We start from the raw sequence: 14,237 nt of genomic DNA on the forward strand, positions 1-14,237 counted from the left end.
CCGGCTCGCCGTCGGCGCCGAGCTGGACGGTCGCCCGGGACCCGTCGGGGTCGCCCGGTGGGCGCAGCGCGACGAAGTCCGGCGCCTCCTCCAGCCGGGGTATCGCGTCCCCGTCGAAGAGTCGGGCCGGGGCGGCGTCCGGTGGGCGCATCCGCCACAGTCGGTGCTGCAGATCGCTCCAGGTGCCCCAGTCGCTGGCCGCCGGGATCCGGGCCACCTGGTTGCCCTCGGACATTCCCGACTCGGCGTTGACCACCGCGTGGTGCCGGGGGAGCGACTGCGCGGCGTCGTTGCGCTCGGCCAGGATCCGCAACGCCTTGGGCAGCGCGATCCGCAGGGTGAACTGGGCGACCAGCGCCGGCCGACCCCACAGCGCCTCGATGCCGCGCACGTCCTGCGAGGCCAGCACCAGGTGGATGCCCTGGGAACGGCCCCGCCGGGCCAGGTCCTCCAGGAGGTCGGCGGACTCCCGGGCGACCGCGTCCCGGCCGGCCAGCAGCATCTGGAACTCGTCCACCACGGCGACGATCCGGGGCCAGCGGCCGGTCGGGTCCACCGCGCGCAACTCGGCGAGCTTGGTCACCTCGTGCCGCTTGGCGGCGTCGGCCCGACGGCGCAGTTCCTCGGCCAGGAACCGCAGCAGGGCCAGCCCGAACTCGCGGTCGGTGTTGACGTTGATCCCGACCAGCCGCATGTGCGGCAGCCAGCTCGGATCCCGCCGCCCCTGGGCGAACCGGGCGAAGGACACCCCCTCTTTGAAGTCGAGCAGGTAGAACTCGAGTTCGGCGGGGGAGTACCGGGCGGCCAGCGAACCGATCCAGGCGAAGATCAGATTGGTCTTGCCGGTACCGGAGGGGCCGCCGATCAGCGCGTGCGGCGGGTAGTCGCCGAGGGTCAGCGACACCGGCCGGCCCTGGGGGCCGTCGCCGATCGGCGCGACCAGGCTGTGCGCCGAGTCCTCCTGCCACATGGCGTCGACCGGTGGCAGCAGGTCGGTGAAGGGCGTCGGTGGCGGGCCGGCGTTGACCTGGGCGGCGACCTCCCGACAGGTCTCGGTGACCAGGGTCGCCGGGGGCGCCGGGTCGGTGCGTACGGTCAGCCCGGGGCAGGAGTCCAGTCGGGTACCGTCGGCCGTCACCACCACCCGGTGCACGGCGGGCTCGTCCGGCAGGTCGATCCCGCGCACCACGAGATGCACCCCGCAGGCCGCTCCGGTCCGGACGACCCGGTCCAACTGCCCACGCTCGTGTCGGGACAGCTCGTCGCCGCCGAGCAGCACCGCCACCCGCCACGGCTCGGGACGCCGTCCGGTCGCCGCCGCCAGCTCGCGCAGTGAGCCGTACTCCCCGGCGAGCACCGTCTCGTTGATCCGGCGGATCTGGTCGACCAGGTCGTCGAGCAGTCGGGCCAGCCCGCCGGGCCCGACGAAGGTCAGCAGGCCGGCCGTGGAGAGCGGGGCGAACCCGGCGAGCCCGCCGCCGAGGTGCTCCGGGTCGTAGCCGACCAGCCGGACCGCGCCGGGGGCGGCGCGGCCGATGGCGCGGAGCAGCAGGGCGGCGACGACCGCGTCGCAGCCCGCCCGGTCGGCCCCGGACAGGTGGACGTGACCCGCGTCGAGCAGCGGCACGAGCGCCGGCACGGGGACGCTGTCGGGCAGGCGTACCGTGCCGATCCGCAGCGGCCCGGGAGCCTCGCCCCGGACGACCGGGGTGGGTTGCCAGCCGGGCCAGTCCGCTCCGGCGGCACCGGGGGCCTCCCGCTCCGCGGCCTGGGCGGCCCGGTCGGCGAGGCCGGCGATCCGGTCGCCGTACCGGTCGGCGAGGTCGGTGATCCGCTGGTCCCGTTCCGCGCCGACCCGGGCCGGGACCCGCCCGGCGGCGTCCCGGGTACGGCGTAGCCGGTCCTGCGCGGCGCCGAGTTCGGACCGGGCCGCCGTGAGCCGGGCCCGGGACGCGCCAAGGGCGTGCGACAACATGGTGCGGACCCGGGTGACCAGCTGGGTCCGGAGGTCAGGCATGGGTGTCCCGGGGGGCACGGGCGGTGACCGGTCGCTGGTCGACGCCGAGCCGGCGCATGAGCAGACCGGTGAGTACGCCGGCCGCCACCGCCGGGTCGGCCGGATGCGGCTGCTCCACCGGATCCTTCGGCGGTGGCATCCGGCAGACCCGACTGAGCAACGTGTCGAGCACTCCCGGCGGCAGGTTCGGCACGAGGTCCTGCACCTGCCCGGTGACCTCGCGGCGCAGCCGGGGCAGGTCCGCCGCCCGGGGCGGGTGGCCGAGCAGTTCGGTGGCCAGGTCGCGCAGCACCGGCGGGGCCACCGAGGCCAGTCCGAGCCCGATGTTGGCCTCCACGCCCCGCAGTTCGGTGTGCAGCCGACCGTGGTCGCCGGAGCGGACGTCACTGGTCACCCGGCGCAGCAGCTCCTCCGCATCGGTGATCTCCTGGTCCGGCTTGGCGGCCGGGGTGCCGTGCCGGCCGAACAACTCGGCGACCCGGACCGACCACCAGCCGCCGGTCGGCGCCGGCACACCACGCCGGACGGGCCCGGTGGGCTTGTCCGCGACCGGGCCGCCGGGTCCGGCGGGCGGCCGGCCGGGCGTGGGACCGGGGGCGCCGTCGCGGGCCAGGCCGATCGCGGCCAGGTACGTCGCAAGCTGGTCCTGGGCGAGCCGCAGCGCGGAACCGGCGGTCTCCGCGTGTTCGGTGGCGGCGGACAACTCGGGTACGCCCATCGGGTCGGACGACTCCTGCCGGACCCACCGGAGCCGCTCGGAGGCGAGCTTGAGGTGGTCGAGCGCCTTTATCACCAGGTCGACGGGCAGCTCGTCGGACGTCGCCCGTACCTGGGCTCCGAGTTCCTCGATGATGGACATCCGTCGTCAGAGCGTCGACACGTAGAGCTGGGCGTGCTCGACGGCGGCGAGCGTCGCGGCGAGGCACTCCTCCAGTTCCTGGGCGGCCTGGGACAGCGACGCCTGCGCGGCGTCCACCGTGGAGTGTCCACTGCCCTCAAGGGCGCCGGCCAGGGTCTGCTGCGCCTCGGCCAGCTTGTCGCTGGCGGCCTGCACCGCAGCCTGGCCGTCGCCGATCTGCTGCAGTGCGGCATCGATGGCCGCTTTCAGCTCGGCAACGCTCGCCACGGCGAAACCTCCTGGGGGCGGGGAGGGCTCTTATTAGAGCTTATCCCGATGAGCGGTTCTCAGGCCCCTGGGCGTTTACTGCCCGCCTGACCGTTCCCAGCTAGATCGGCCGGCGACGGCTGGACGCCGAGCGTCCTCCCACTTTGTGCCACCCTCCGACTACAGAGTCGGATCTCCGACAGTTCTCTGGCCGGAAGTCGGAAGCTGCGCTTCTTGGTGCAACTTCCAGCCGTTCTCAGTCGTTCGAGGCCGGCTCGACCGGCAGGGCCAACCAGCGCGGTCCGCGTACCTCGGTGCCGAGCGCGGTGACCCGGGCCCGCAACTCGCGGTCGGAGGTGACCACGACGCAGCTCCGCTCGGTGGCCTCCACCCGGACCAGGCCCACGATGGCGTCGTCGCCGGACCCCTCCGCCGCGACCACCCGGACCTCGTCGGTGCCCGCGACCCGCCGGGCGACCCCCTCCACCACGAGCACCACCTCGACCGGCGGCGGCAGCCCGGGGAGGCCGCGCTGCCGCAGCGGCGCCAGCCGGTCGCGCAGCCGGGTCGTGGCCGCGGCCCGGTCCCGCCACCAGCCGTCCGGCTTCGATCCCACGACGTTGGCGGCGTCCACGACGAGGAGCGGCTCGGCTGTCATCCGCCCAGCCTGCCATCCCGACCCGCGCGTGATCGCCGCCACGCTGCCGTCGGACCGCTGTCGCGTCCGCCGGTCGCGGCGGCTCGCCCGCCGTTACGCCGCGTTTGTCGGGGCTTCCGCCGGGTAGCCCAGGTGACGCCAGTGCCCGCGCCCGTAAGGGGGACAAGAGATGACCCAGGGACCCGGTGACCTTGGCCCCGACCCGTGGGACGAGTTCCTGGCCCGATACTTCGGCCGCGGCGAGAACCGCCGGCAGGGGCAACGGGTGGACATCACCAGGTTGATGACCGCGGACGCGCGGGAACTGCTCGCCGACGCGGCACGCCGGGCGGCGCAGGCGAACAGCAGTGACCTGGACACCGACCACCTGCTCTGGGCGGCACTGCAACGTGAACCCCTGCGGGACCTGCTCACCCGGGCCGGAGCCGATCCGGAGACCCTGCTCGGCGCGCTCGGCGGCGAGCAGCGGGTGGACCGGCCAGCCAAGCACGGCCAGGTGCCGTCGAACATGTCCCTCACCCCGGCGGCGAAGCGGGCGCTGCTCGACGCCCACCAACTCTCCCGGGCGATGAACGCGTCGTACATCGGGCCGGAGCACATCCTGATGGCCCTGCCGCTCAACCCGGAGTCGCCGGCCGGCCGGATGCTCGCCGCCGGCCGGATCCAGCCGCAGTCCCTACAGGCCGCGAGCGCCGGCGGGGGCGGCAACGGTGGCACGCCGGACCGGGGCACCCCGACGCTGGACCAGTACGGCCAGGACCTGACCGACCTGGCCCGGGCCGACGAGATCGACCCGGTGATCGGCCGGGCCGACGAGATCGAGCAGGCGGTCGAGATCCTGTCCCGCCGGACCAAGAACAATCCGGTGCTGATCGGCGAGGCCGGGGTGGGCAAGACCGCCATCGTCGAAGGGCTCGCCGAACGGATCGCCGACGGAGACGTACCACAGACGCTGATCGGCAAGCGGGTGATCCAGTTGGACCTCGCCCGGCTGGTCGCCGGCACCCGCTACCGGGGTGACTTCGAGGAACGGCTGAAGAAGGTCATCGACGAGATCCGGGCACACGGCGACGAGCTGATCATCTTCCTCGACGAGCTGCACACCCTGGTCGGCGCGGGCGGGGCCGGTGCCGAGGGCGGGATGGACGCCGGCAACATGCTCAAGCCGGCGCTGGCCCGTGGCCACATGCGGGTGGTCGGCGCCACCACACTCAACGAGTACCGCCGGAACATCGAGAAGGACGCCGCGCTGGCCCGACGGTTCCAACCGGTGCTGGTGCCGGAGCCCACCGTCGAGGACACCGTCGCCATCCTGCGCGGGCTGCGGGACCGGTACGAGGCCCACCACCAGGTCCGGTTCAGCGACGAGGCGCTGGTGGCCTGTGCCGAACTCTCCGACCGGTACGTCACCGACCGGTTCCTGCCGGACAAGGCGATCGACCTGCTCGACCAGGCGGGTGCCCGGGTCCGGCTGCGCACCCGCACCCCGGCCGGGGACGTACGGGAGCTGGAGCAGGCACTCGAGGAGGTCCGCCGGGAGAAGGACCAGGCGGTTGCCGACGAGCAGTACGAGCGGGCGTCCGAGCTGCGGGACCGGTTGCAGGAGGTACGCGACCGGTTGGAGGCGGCACACGGCAACGGTGGCCGGTCCTCCGTACCGGAGGTGCGGCCGCAGGACATCGCCGAGGTGGTGTCCCGGGCCACCGGGATCCCGGTCAGCCAGCTCACCGAGGAGGAGCGGGACCGGCTGCTGCGGCTGGAGGGGCACCTGCACGAGCGGGTGGTCGGCCAGGACGATGCGGTGGGCGCGGTCGCCGAGGCGGTACGGCGGTCCCGCACCGGGCTCGCCGACCCGGACCGGCCGATGGGCAGCTTCATGTTCCTCGGCCCTACCGGAGTGGGGAAGACCGAGCTGGCCCGGGCACTGGCCGAGGCGTTGTTCGGCGAGTCGGACCGGATGATCCGGCTGGACATGAGCGAGTTCCAGGAACGGCACACCGTCAGCCGGCTGGTCGGCGCACCGCCCGGCTACGTCGGGTACGAGGAGGCGGGCCAGCTCACCGAGGCGGTACGCCGCCGCCCGTACGCCGTGGTGCTGCTCGACGAGATCGAGAAGGCGCACCCCGACGTGTTCAACATCCTGTTGCAGGTGCTCGACGACGGTCGGCTCACCGACAGCCAGGGACGTACGGTGAACTTCCGCAACAGCGTACTGATCATGACGAGCAACCTCGGCTCGGAGCTGATCACCGGTACCCAGCGCAGCGTCGGCTTCGGCGGTGGCGCCGAGGGCGGTGCCGAGGAGGAGAACACCGAGCTGCGGGAGCGGCTGATGCGCCGACTCCAGGAGTCGTTCCGGCCGGAGTTCCTCAACCGGATCGACGAGGTGATCATTTTCCGGCGACTGGAGAGCGAGCAGTTGCGCCAGATCACCGGACTGTTGCTGGAGGACACCCGGCGACGGCTGCACGCCCAGGACATCGGCGTCGACTTCACCACCGAGGGAGTGGACTGGCTCGCCGAGCACGGCTACCAGCCGGAGTTCGGAGCCCGGCCGTTGCGCCGGACGATCCAGCGCGAGGTCGACAACCGGCTGTCGCGGATGCTGCTCGACGGAACGCTCGTTCCGGGCCAACGGGTCACGGTCGGCGTCCGGGACGGCGAGCTGACCTTCGACGTGTCCGCCGGCGAGCGGTCCGGAGGCCGGAGTCCGGCCGCCCTCTCCGCGGGTCGTTGAGGTGCGGCGCCGGAACACCGGTCGGGGTGGGACGTCGGCGACGGCCGGGACGTCGTCGGCGGCAGCGGCCCGGAACCGGGTGCTGTCCGCCGGAGGCGGCCGGATCGAGGAGAGGAGTCCACCGTGAGTCAGCCCGAGGAGAACCGCGAGAAGAGCGCCAAGACCGACGCGGTACTGCGCCCGCCGTCCGTCGCGCCCAAGCCGGCTCCGCCCCCGTCGGCCCGGCGCGGACGGAAGAACACCGAGAACGAGCCGGCGCCCGCCGCGCCGCCATCGGAGGAGGAGGAAGGCTGATGGCCCGGCAACAACGGGTGGAGCCGGAGGTCGAGCAGTTGTGGCAGGACTTCCACAGCCGCGTGAACGTCACCTCCGAGCAACTACGGAGCTGGCTGCTCACCCAGGGCTCCGGCGAGCAGGCGTTCGGGTCCGATCCGGATCTCGGGCTGCCCGAACCCGGGCGGCGGATCCTCGCCATCCTGGGCAAGCGCAAGGTCGACCTGACCGGCGACGACATCCAGGTCATGCGGGAGACCGTGAGCGAGATCGAGGATCTGGTCGAGACCCGTCCGTCCGGCGGCGTCACCGACGAGGACTGGCGCCGGGCGCTGCTCGACCTCGGGCACGACCCGCTGATCGAGCCGAAGACCACCACGACCTACCGACGCCAGCCGTAGCCCGACACCGTGAACGACCTCTCCGGCACCTGCCGGAGAGGTCGTCGAGGCGTCGGCCTACGCGCCGATGGGCCTAAGCGCCGCCGATGGTGGACACCCCCAACCCGGCCGCCTCGGCCGCGTCGGCGCGCTCGGCACGCAGTGCCTCCTCCCGCGCCAGCAGGGCCGCGTACTCGGCAACGTCCTCCGGCGTGGGCAGCGCCGGAACCCGACGCAGGAAGGCCTCCACGTCACGGGAGGCGGCGGTGTGCGCGGCCGCGATCCGTCGTACGGTCTCCCGGTCGTCCTCGGGTGGGATGAGGTCGGTCATGCCGTTACCGGTACCCGATCGCGGCCGGTTCGCACCGGTCCGGCCGAGGTACCTGGCCCCGGTGCGGTACCTGGCCCGGGCGCGGAGCCGGAAGGGCGCCAGCAAGGGCGGGATCGTGGTGGCCCGTGCGCCGTCCGGCCCGGAACCGGACGGCGCACGGTGGCCGGTGCCCCGCCGACCGGGGGTCAGACCGGCGCTGCCGAGGGCGATCTGAAGGTCGCCACGGACACCGTCGGTTCTGGATCGGGTAGGACACGGTTAAGGTAACCGGCGACGATCGACCGAGCCAGATACCGCCTAGCTCATACCGCCAGCTGGCGGATCGCCACGCCCGGCAGTGGCGGCTGTCCGGTAGGGCCGCCACCGGATGACCCGTCGGCGTTCCGGACCGGCCGGTTCAGGCGGCGGCCAGGTCCTGGGGACCGAAGTTGGGATTGCTGGCCAGCCAGGCCAGGTAGTGCGGGTTGCGGGACAGTGAGTCGGTGTACGCGGCGATGGCCTGTGCGAGTACCCGGTCGGCGATCGCGGCCGCCGGTGCGTCCGGATGCCAGCCGAGCAGCAGCCGCCATCGCAGCGGTGTGTTCGCCAGCGGGCGGGTGACCAGGCCGGACACCGGCCGGAAGGTCGCCTGAGCGAGGGCCACCGCCTCGCCCGCCTCGACCAGGTCGATACAGCTGCGGATGTCGGTCTCGTAGATCTTCCTCGGCGTGAACCCGGCTCGGGCACAGGCCGCGGCGAAGCAGTCGGCGAAGCACCCGTCGCCGGGGGCCGCCGCCCAGCGTTCCTCGCCCAGAGCGGCCAGGGGCACCTCGTCGTGGGCGGCCAGCGGATGCGCCTCGGGCAGGAGTACGAAGACCGCGTCGTTCGCCACCGCCCGCCAGGTGAGGCCGAACTCCGCCGACGGAGTGGCGTCGCCACAGACGCCCGATAGGACGTAGTCGAGTCGTCCACTGAGCACCATCTGGGCCAGCTCGTCGACCGACCAGGACGCGAAGGTGCTGATCTGCGCGTGCGGCTGGTCGGCGGCCAACCGGTGCACCAGCCCGCCGAGAATCGGGCTGTTCACCCCGCCGAACCGGAACCGGGTCAGCGCCGCGCCCGTACCCGCGAGTCGGGCGGCCTCGTCCTGCAGGCCCTTCATCGCGGGCAGCAGGACCCGGGCCCGGGCCAGCACCAGTTCGCCCAGCGCGGTGGGTCGGGCACCCCGGCGGTCCCGCTCGAACAGCGGTCCGCCGAGAGTGCGCTCGATGCGCTGGAGCTGTGCGGTGAGGGCGGGCTGCGCCAGCCCCAGGGTCGAGGCCGCCTTCGTCACGCTGCCCGTCTCCGCGATCGCGCAGACCACCTTCAGGTGCCGCAGCTCCAGGTTCATAGCGTGACGGTAGGACCCGAAAGGGATTCACGGGAAGACCTTTGGCTAGTGAAAGATCCCCCAAAGGAAACCCAAACTGCGACCGAACGGACACCTATTTCTGACGTGCGGCCCAGAGCAGCCCTCGTTCGGTGATCGTCCGGATCGGCGGGAGCGTCAGGTCGTCGAGTTTGTGGCCGACCGTCGAGACGAATACCCGGCCCGCGCCCCACGATCTGGTCCAGACGGCGGGCAGGGTGACGGGGTGCCGCCACGGCGTCATCGCGGGCGCCCCGTCCGCCCCCGGCGCGGTGTCCGGGTCCGGCCCCGGGTCGAACGTCACCGTCGCCAGTACGTCGTTGAGCGGGTCGGTCAGCACCCAGTACTTCTCGGTGTGCAGGGACACCGGACCGATCCCCCGGACGATCGGATGACCGGCCCGGTCCGGCAGCACCGTCAGCTCGTGGTCCACGAAGCCGGCCGGATGGTGCACGAACACCCCGCCGGTGAGCTGGTGGTAGGCGTTGTGGTGGAACGCGCCGACGATCCCGCCGTGCCAGCCGGCGAACCCGGTACCGGCGCGGACCGCCGCGATCAGTCCGGTCGCCTGTGCCTCGGTGACGGTCCCGATCGACCAGCACTGCACCACCAGGTCGGCGGCGGCCATCCGGTCCGGGTCGGCGTAGACCGCCAGATCGTCGTGGACCTCCACCGCGAAGCCCTGTCCACGCAGGAACGGGATGAACACCTCGGTCGCCGGCACCGGAACGTGTCCGTCCCAGCCGCCCCGGACCACTATCGCGTCTCGCACCGCCACCACCCGTCCATCCGTCCACCGTCGTCCTCGGCCGGCCCGGCGCGTACCCGCGCCACGCCCCGGTACGCCGAGCGGCCCGACGCGGGTACGCGCCGGGCCGGCCGATCATGACATCCGCGCGGTGCTCACGTCGGCGGTGGCGGCGGGGTCAGGTCGTCGACGTACGTCGGGCGGCCGCTCACCGCGTCCCGGACCTTGTCGACCACGCCGAGGGCCGGCTCGACGACGCGGTTCCACGGCGGAGTGGCCGGGGCGGCCGGGTGTGGCCGGGTCGGTGCGGCCTCCTCGGCGATCTCCACCCGGTTGCCCAGCCGGATCAGCTCGGCGTCACTGGCCGCCGAGCGCAGGGCCGGGAAGATCTGGGTCGACGCCGTCTCGGTGTGCCGGAGCAGTTGACCGGCCACCTCACCGGCAAGCTGGTCGAACCGGGTCTCCGTCGGCGTGACACTGGAGAGTTCCCGCAGCGTACGGAGCATCTGGTTGTCCGCGGCGATCTCCCGGTCGGCCAGCGGCCCACCGTCGGGCAGCGCACTACGCACGGTGGGGTAGAGGTACTGCTCCTCGCCGGACAGGTGCCGGGCGACCGTGGCGGTCAGCACTTCGGCGACCTGGCTGCGCCGCTCCGGCGCGACATCGTTGGTCAGCTCACCGCAGAGCGCGACGATCTGGTCGTGCTCCTCGGCGAGCAGCTCCACCATGCTGCGCCCGCCGGGCCGGTAGTCCTCGTCCTCACCGGTCGGGGGAAGCGGGGGCAGGGGCAGGGTCACGGTTGGCCTCCTTACAGGCTGGTCCCGGATCCAACGCCGCTTCATCGACCGACGCTGCTCCGTGGACACCGCGCAGGTACCCCCGGTCGCGGACGGCGAAACCCGGACGGTGGGTCGGGCGGACACCCGGCGACGGCCGGCTGGTATGAAGAACCGCATGAGTAGCCAGTCCGCGTCCGCCCACCCGAGCGCCACCGACGATGTCGTCGAGCTGTGCCGGGACCTGCTCCGCATCGACACCAGCAACACCGGGGACACCGAGACCAGCGCCGGCGAGCGGGTGGCCGCGGAGTACGTCGCGGAGAAGCTCGCCGAGGTGGGCGTCGAGTCGCACATCCGCGAGTCGGCGCCGGGCCGGACCAACCTGGTCGCCCGGATTCCAGGTACCGATCCGGGCCGGGGGGCCCTGCTGGTGCACGGGCACCTGGACGTCGTACCCGCCGACGCCAGCGAATGGTCGGTGGACCCGTTCTCCGGCGAGATCTCCGACGGCTACCTCTGGGGCCGGGGCGCCATCGACATGAAGGACTTCGACGCGATGGTGCTCGCGGTGGTCCGGAACTGGCAGCGCACCGGGGTACGCCCACCCCGCGACCTGGTCCTCGCGTTCACCGCCGACGAGGAGGCCGGTGGCGAGTACGGCGCGCACTTCCTGGTCGACCAGCATGCCGACCTGCTCGACGGCTGCACCGAGGCGATCGGCGAAGTCGGCGGCTTCTCGTACTCGGTCAACTCCGATCTCCGGCTCTACCTGATCGAAACGGCCGAGAAGGGGCTCGAGTGGCTGCGGCTGCACGCCCGGGGCCGCCCCGGGCACGGGTCGATGGTGCACGACGACAACGCCGTCACCGCGCTCGCCGAGGCGGTCGCCCGGGTCGGCCGGCACCGGTTCCCGATCGTGCTGACGCCGACCGTCCAGGCGTTCCTGGAGCAGGTGTCGGAGGCACTCGGCATCGAACTCGACCCGACCGATCCGGAGCTGGCGATCGCCAAGCTCGGGCCGATCGCCAATCTGATCGGTGCGACGGTCCGCAACACCGCGAACCCCACCCGGCTGGCCGCCGGGTACAAGGACAACGTGATCCCCAGCCGGGCCAGCGCCACCATCGACTGCCGGAGCCTGCCCGGCCAGGCCGAGATTTTTCTGGAGCAGTTGCGTGAGGTGGTCGGGCCGGACATCGAGATCGAGCACATCCAGCGGCAGCCGGCGCTCGAGACCAGTTTCGACGGCGACCTCGTGGCCGCGATGGGGGCGGCGCTGCGGGCCGAGGACCCGGGCGCCCGGCCGGTGCCGTACATGCTCTCCGGCGGTACCGACGCCAAGGCGTTCGCCAAGCTCGGCATCCGGTGTTTCGGCTTCGCGCCGTTGCGGCTGCCGGCCGATCTGAACTTCTCCGCGCTCTTCCATGGCATTGACGAGCGGGTGCCGGTCGACGGACTACAGTTCGGCGTGCGGGTGCTCGACCGGTTTCTGCGCCAGAGCTGACCGCCCGTCCGGCTGGCACAGACGCCCGGCACCCACCTACCATCCTGGGCGATCCATCCACTTCCGGTTCAGCTACCTCCGGTCCACCCATTTCGGCCCGCGTCGGAGTCGACGACCGCCCGCCGGGCGGTCGTCCGGCGGGCTGGTGAACACCGCATTGAAGGGAAAGGCCACACCATGACCGACCAGCACGCCGAGCTGGACGTTGCCCTGGAACGGGTCATCGAGACCGCCCGGGCGCACCTTGCCGCGGTCCGGGCCGCCGAGGGCCGGATCGACGACGACGCCGTCTGGCAGGCGTACGTCGAGCTCAACAACGCGTCGTACGAGTACGACGAGCAACTGCTCGACGCCTTCGGCGAGGTCACGCCGTGGGACGTGGAGGCGATCGACCCGGACGAGGCGGACGAGCGCTACGGAGTGGGCCTCGGCGGAGCCGACGGTACCGAGCCGGGCGACCCGCACCCGCTCGTGCTCTCCGTACGCCACCGGCGCGACTACCGGGTGCCCAGCGTGGCCGCCCTGCTGCGGGTGGCGCAGGCGGCCCGGCGTGCCGGCGTACCGGACGAGGAGGAGTCGGCGGCGGTGGAGGGCGTCGGCGAGGCGGTGCTGGAGCTGCTGCAGAGCGGTGACGGCTCGCTAGGTGCGCTGGACATTCCCGAGCTGGAGCCCCTCGACGGAGTGGTGATGGTCAGCGAGGTGACCGTTCCGCTCGATCTGGAGTCCTTCGACGACGAGGACAGCAGCGGGCCGTTCACGCCGGGCGCGGACGACCGACTCGTCGGCCGGCTGGACGAGCACCCGTTCGTCTCGGATCTCGACGAGGAGCCCGAGCGGGCCCGGTAGGGCCCGGTAATGCCCATCCGCCGAGCCAGGTCGACCCGTCCGGGTGCCAGCGGCAGCGCCGTTGGCGCCCAGGGCCGGGCGAAGCGGCTCGTCGGTCAGTAGGAGAGGCCCGGTTGCGACTGGTTGACGACGCGTCGCCGCAGCATCACCTGACGCGTACCGTCGCGGAACAGTCGTACCCGGGCCAGTTCCCAGCCGGAGAATTCGGCTTGGATCGCCAGTTGCGCCGTCGCGGTCAACCGGTCGACGTTCGGCGGTAACCGTAATGGCGCGTATTCGTAGTCCATGTCCTCTATCCTGCCCACGCCGGCGGGGAGACACCAGTCCTTCACCGGGGTGAGCTGGGCCGACCGCAGAGGCTGTCACCCTCCGAGGTCGCTCGTCCCATTTTGGGGCGACTGTCCGTCTCCGGGTCGATCGTGGTCCTCCGGGTCAGCTGTCGCGTTCCGGATAGCCGACGGGGACCGCCGAAACGTCGTCGAGGGCGCGGGCGATCTCGTCCGGCAACGTCATCCGCTCGACCTGGAGCGCCCCGAGCAGCTGGCCGACCGTACGGGCACCGAGGATCGGGGCGACCACACCGGGCCGGTCCCGGACCCAGGCGAGGGCGACCTCCAGCGGCGACACGCCCAGGCCGCCCGCCGCGGTCGCCACCGCCTCCACGATGCTGGAGCAGCGGGGCTCCAGGTAACTGGCCACGAAGCGCTCGAAGTGCGCCGAGGCGGCCCGCGAGTCGGCCGGACGGCCGTGCCGGTACTTGCCGGTCAGCACCCCGCGACCCAGCGGCGACCAGGGCAGCACGCCGAGCCCCAGACCCTCACAGGCCGGCAGCACCTCCCGCTCGACGCCCCGCTCGAGCAGCGAGTACTCGACCTGGACCGCCACCACCGGGGCGCGTCCCGGAAAGGCCGCCTGCCAGGTCGCGGCCCGTGCGGTCTGCCAGCCGGAGAAGTTGGAGACCCCGACGTACCGGACCCGGCCGCTGGCCACCGCGTGGTCCAGCGCGGCCAGCGTCTCCTCCAGCGGGGTGGCCGGGTCGTACCCGTGCACCTGCCACAGGTCGACGTGGTCGGTGCCCAGCCGGCGCAGCGAGGCGTCCAGGGTGCGCAGCAGGTGGCCCCGGGAGCCGTCCCGGCGCCGGGCGGCGCCCGGCCGGAGCCCGGCCTTGGTGGCGATGAGCAGGTCGTCGCGGGGCACCAGGGTGCCCAGCAGGGAGCCGATCACCGCCTCCGCGTCGCCGTCGCCGTACACGTCGGCCGTGTCGACGAGGTTGCCCCCGGCGTCCAGGTAACTCTTCAACTGGGCGGCAGCGTCATCCGCGTCGGTGTCCCGACCCCAGGTCATGGTGCCGAGCGCGAGCCGGGAAACCGCCAGCCCGCTTCGGCCGAGCGGTCGCTGTTGCATGGTTGAACTTTATTCAGAACATCGCTCCGCCGATATCCTCGCTCCCGCCAACACCGCTCGCGTCGCGG

Annotated in this window: 15 protein-coding genes and 1 pseudogene; 6 read left to right on the forward strand and 10 right to left on the reverse strand. The window is 72.7% G+C overall.

The features are described 5' to 3' along the window. Positions 1 to 55: 55 nt before the first annotated feature. The 4 genes and pseudogenes from H4W31_RS29460 to H4W31_RS29475 all read right to left on the reverse strand — a co-directional run. A pseudogene (locus tag H4W31_RS29460) lies at positions 56 to 2,017 on the reverse strand (FtsK/SpoIIIE domain-containing protein); the annotation flags it as partial. After that, a complete protein-coding gene (locus H4W31_RS29465) occupies positions 2,010 to 2,876 on the reverse strand; it encodes a hypothetical protein (RefSeq protein WP_192769618.1) in 867 nt (288 codons plus the stop codon). The gene H4W31_RS29465 and the pseudogene H4W31_RS29460, both read right to left, overlap by 8 nt. A 6-nt stretch (positions 2,877 to 2,882) precedes the next feature. Then, positions 2,883 to 3,143, reverse strand: a complete 261-nt coding sequence (locus tag H4W31_RS29470; protein WP_107259179.1) for a hypothetical protein — start codon at positions 3,141 to 3,143, stop codon at positions 2,883 to 2,885. Between the two features lie 235 nt (positions 3,144 to 3,378). Next, positions 3,379 to 3,780 carry a PIN domain-containing protein gene (locus H4W31_RS29475; RefSeq protein WP_192769619.1) on the reverse strand — a complete coding sequence of 134 codons (402 nt, stop codon included), beginning with the start codon at positions 3,778 to 3,780 and terminating at the stop codon, positions 3,379 to 3,381. A 169-nt stretch (positions 3,781 to 3,949) separates the two neighbouring features. Between H4W31_RS29475 and H4W31_RS29480 the strand changes: the two genes are divergently transcribed. From H4W31_RS29480 to H4W31_RS29490, 3 genes are all read left to right on the forward strand, one after another. Further along, positions 3,950 to 6,517 carry an ATP-dependent Clp protease ATP-binding subunit gene (locus H4W31_RS29480; protein WP_192769620.1) on the forward strand — a complete coding sequence of 856 codons (2,568 nt, stop codon included), beginning with the start codon at positions 3,950 to 3,952 and terminating at the stop codon, positions 6,515 to 6,517. 123 nt (positions 6,518 to 6,640) lie between these two features. Beyond that, complete coding sequence (locus H4W31_RS29485) at positions 6,641 to 6,811, forward strand: hypothetical protein (RefSeq protein ID WP_192769621.1); 171 nt, start codon at positions 6,641 to 6,643, stop codon at positions 6,809 to 6,811. Further along, positions 6,811 to 7,191, forward strand: coding sequence for a DUF3140 domain-containing protein (locus H4W31_RS29490; RefSeq protein ID WP_192769622.1), 381 nt, complete (start codon positions 6,811 to 6,813; stop codon positions 7,189 to 7,191). The genes H4W31_RS29485 and H4W31_RS29490 overlap by 1 nt, the downstream gene beginning before the upstream one ends. Before the next feature lie 73 nt (positions 7,192 to 7,264). On the opposite strand, the gene H4W31_RS29495 is transcribed toward H4W31_RS29490, so the two are convergent. After that, complete coding sequence (locus H4W31_RS29495; RefSeq protein WP_192769623.1) at positions 7,265 to 7,501, reverse strand: hypothetical protein; 237 nt, start codon at positions 7,499 to 7,501, stop codon at positions 7,265 to 7,267. On the opposite strand from H4W31_RS29495, the gene H4W31_RS29500 reads away from it, so the two are divergent. Further along, the gene (locus H4W31_RS29500) at positions 7,500 to 7,715 is read left to right on the forward strand and encodes a hypothetical protein (protein ID WP_192769624.1); all 216 of its coding nucleotides are present in this window, start codon (positions 7,500 to 7,502) and stop codon (positions 7,713 to 7,715) included. The two genes, H4W31_RS29495 and H4W31_RS29500, sit on opposite strands and share 2 nt — an antisense overlap. 183 nt (positions 7,716 to 7,898) lie before the next feature. On the opposite strand, the gene H4W31_RS29505 is transcribed toward H4W31_RS29500, so the two are convergent. From H4W31_RS29505 to H4W31_RS29515, 3 genes are all read right to left on the reverse strand, one after another. Further along, the gene (locus tag H4W31_RS29505) at positions 7,899 to 8,870 is read right to left on the reverse strand and encodes a LysR family transcriptional regulator (RefSeq protein WP_192769625.1); all 972 of its coding nucleotides are present in this window, start codon (positions 8,868 to 8,870) and stop codon (positions 7,899 to 7,901) included. Between the two features lie 94 nt (positions 8,871 to 8,964). Continuing rightward, positions 8,965 to 9,669: a ThuA domain-containing protein gene (locus H4W31_RS29510; RefSeq protein WP_318783469.1), complete on the reverse strand. Its 705-nt coding sequence runs from the start codon at positions 9,667 to 9,669 to the stop codon at positions 8,965 to 8,967. A 122-nt stretch (positions 9,670 to 9,791) separates the two neighbouring features. Next, on the reverse strand, positions 9,792 to 10,433 hold the full coding sequence (locus tag H4W31_RS29515) for a hemerythrin domain-containing protein (RefSeq protein WP_192769626.1): 642 nt from the start codon (positions 10,431 to 10,433) through the stop codon (positions 9,792 to 9,794). A gap of 157 nt (positions 10,434 to 10,590) precedes the next feature. Between H4W31_RS29515 and H4W31_RS29520 the strand changes: the two genes are divergently transcribed. Beyond that, positions 10,591 to 11,919, forward strand: coding sequence for a M20/M25/M40 family metallo-hydrolase (locus H4W31_RS29520; protein ID WP_192769627.1), 1,329 nt, complete (start codon positions 10,591 to 10,593; stop codon positions 11,917 to 11,919). A gap of 177 nt (positions 11,920 to 12,096) precedes the next feature. Then, positions 12,097 to 12,765, forward strand: a complete 669-nt coding sequence (locus H4W31_RS29525; protein WP_192769628.1) for a hypothetical protein — start codon at positions 12,097 to 12,099, stop codon at positions 12,763 to 12,765. A 95-nt stretch (positions 12,766 to 12,860) separates the two neighbouring features. Here H4W31_RS29525 and H4W31_RS29530 read toward each other — a convergent pair whose 3' ends face one another. Further along, positions 12,861 to 13,052, reverse strand: a complete 192-nt coding sequence (locus H4W31_RS29530; protein WP_192769629.1) for a DUF5703 family protein — start codon at positions 13,050 to 13,052, stop codon at positions 12,861 to 12,863. 145 nt (positions 13,053 to 13,197) lie between these two features. After that, positions 13,198 to 14,169: an aldo/keto reductase gene (locus H4W31_RS29535; protein WP_192769630.1), complete on the reverse strand. Its 972-nt coding sequence runs from the start codon at positions 14,167 to 14,169 to the stop codon at positions 13,198 to 13,200. Positions 14,170 to 14,237 lie beyond the last annotated feature (68 nt).

Source organism: Plantactinospora soyae (assembly GCF_014874095.1).
Taxonomy (GTDB): Bacteria; Actinomycetota; Actinomycetes; order Mycobacteriales; family Micromonosporaceae; genus Plantactinospora; species Plantactinospora soyae.

Coding starts and splice junctions, on each gene's coding strand:
- H4W31_RS29465 (WP_192769618.1), bottom strand. CDS start 2,876: ATGTCCATCATCGAGGAACTCGGAGCCCAGGTACGGGCGACGTCCGAC.
- H4W31_RS29475 (WP_192769619.1), bottom strand. CDS start 3,780: ATGACAGCCGAGCCGCTCCTCGTCGTGGACGCCGCCAACGTCGTGGGA.
- H4W31_RS29480 (WP_192769620.1), top strand. CDS start 3,950: ATGACCCAGGGACCCGGTGACCTTGGCCCCGACCCGTGGGACGAGTTC.
- H4W31_RS29490 (WP_192769622.1), top strand. CDS start 6,811: ATGGCCCGGCAACAACGGGTGGAGCCGGAGGTCGAGCAGTTGTGGCAG.
- H4W31_RS29500 (WP_192769624.1), top strand. CDS start 7,500: ATGCCGTTACCGGTACCCGATCGCGGCCGGTTCGCACCGGTCCGGCCG.
- H4W31_RS29495 (WP_192769623.1), bottom strand. CDS start 7,501: ATGACCGACCTCATCCCACCCGAGGACGACCGGGAGACCGTACGACGG.
- H4W31_RS29505 (WP_192769625.1), bottom strand. CDS start 8,870: ATGAACCTGGAGCTGCGGCACCTGAAGGTGGTCTGCGCGATCGCGGAG.
- H4W31_RS29520 (WP_192769627.1), top strand. CDS start 10,591: ATGAGTAGCCAGTCCGCGTCCGCCCACCCGAGCGCCACCGACGATGTC.
- H4W31_RS29525 (WP_192769628.1), top strand. CDS start 12,097: ATGACCGACCAGCACGCCGAGCTGGACGTTGCCCTGGAACGGGTCATC.
- H4W31_RS29530 (WP_192769629.1), bottom strand. CDS start 13,052: ATGGACTACGAATACGCGCCATTACGGTTACCGCCGAACGTCGACCGG.
- H4W31_RS29535 (WP_192769630.1), bottom strand. CDS start 14,169: ATGCAACAGCGACCGCTCGGCCGAAGCGGGCTGGCGGTTTCCCGGCTC.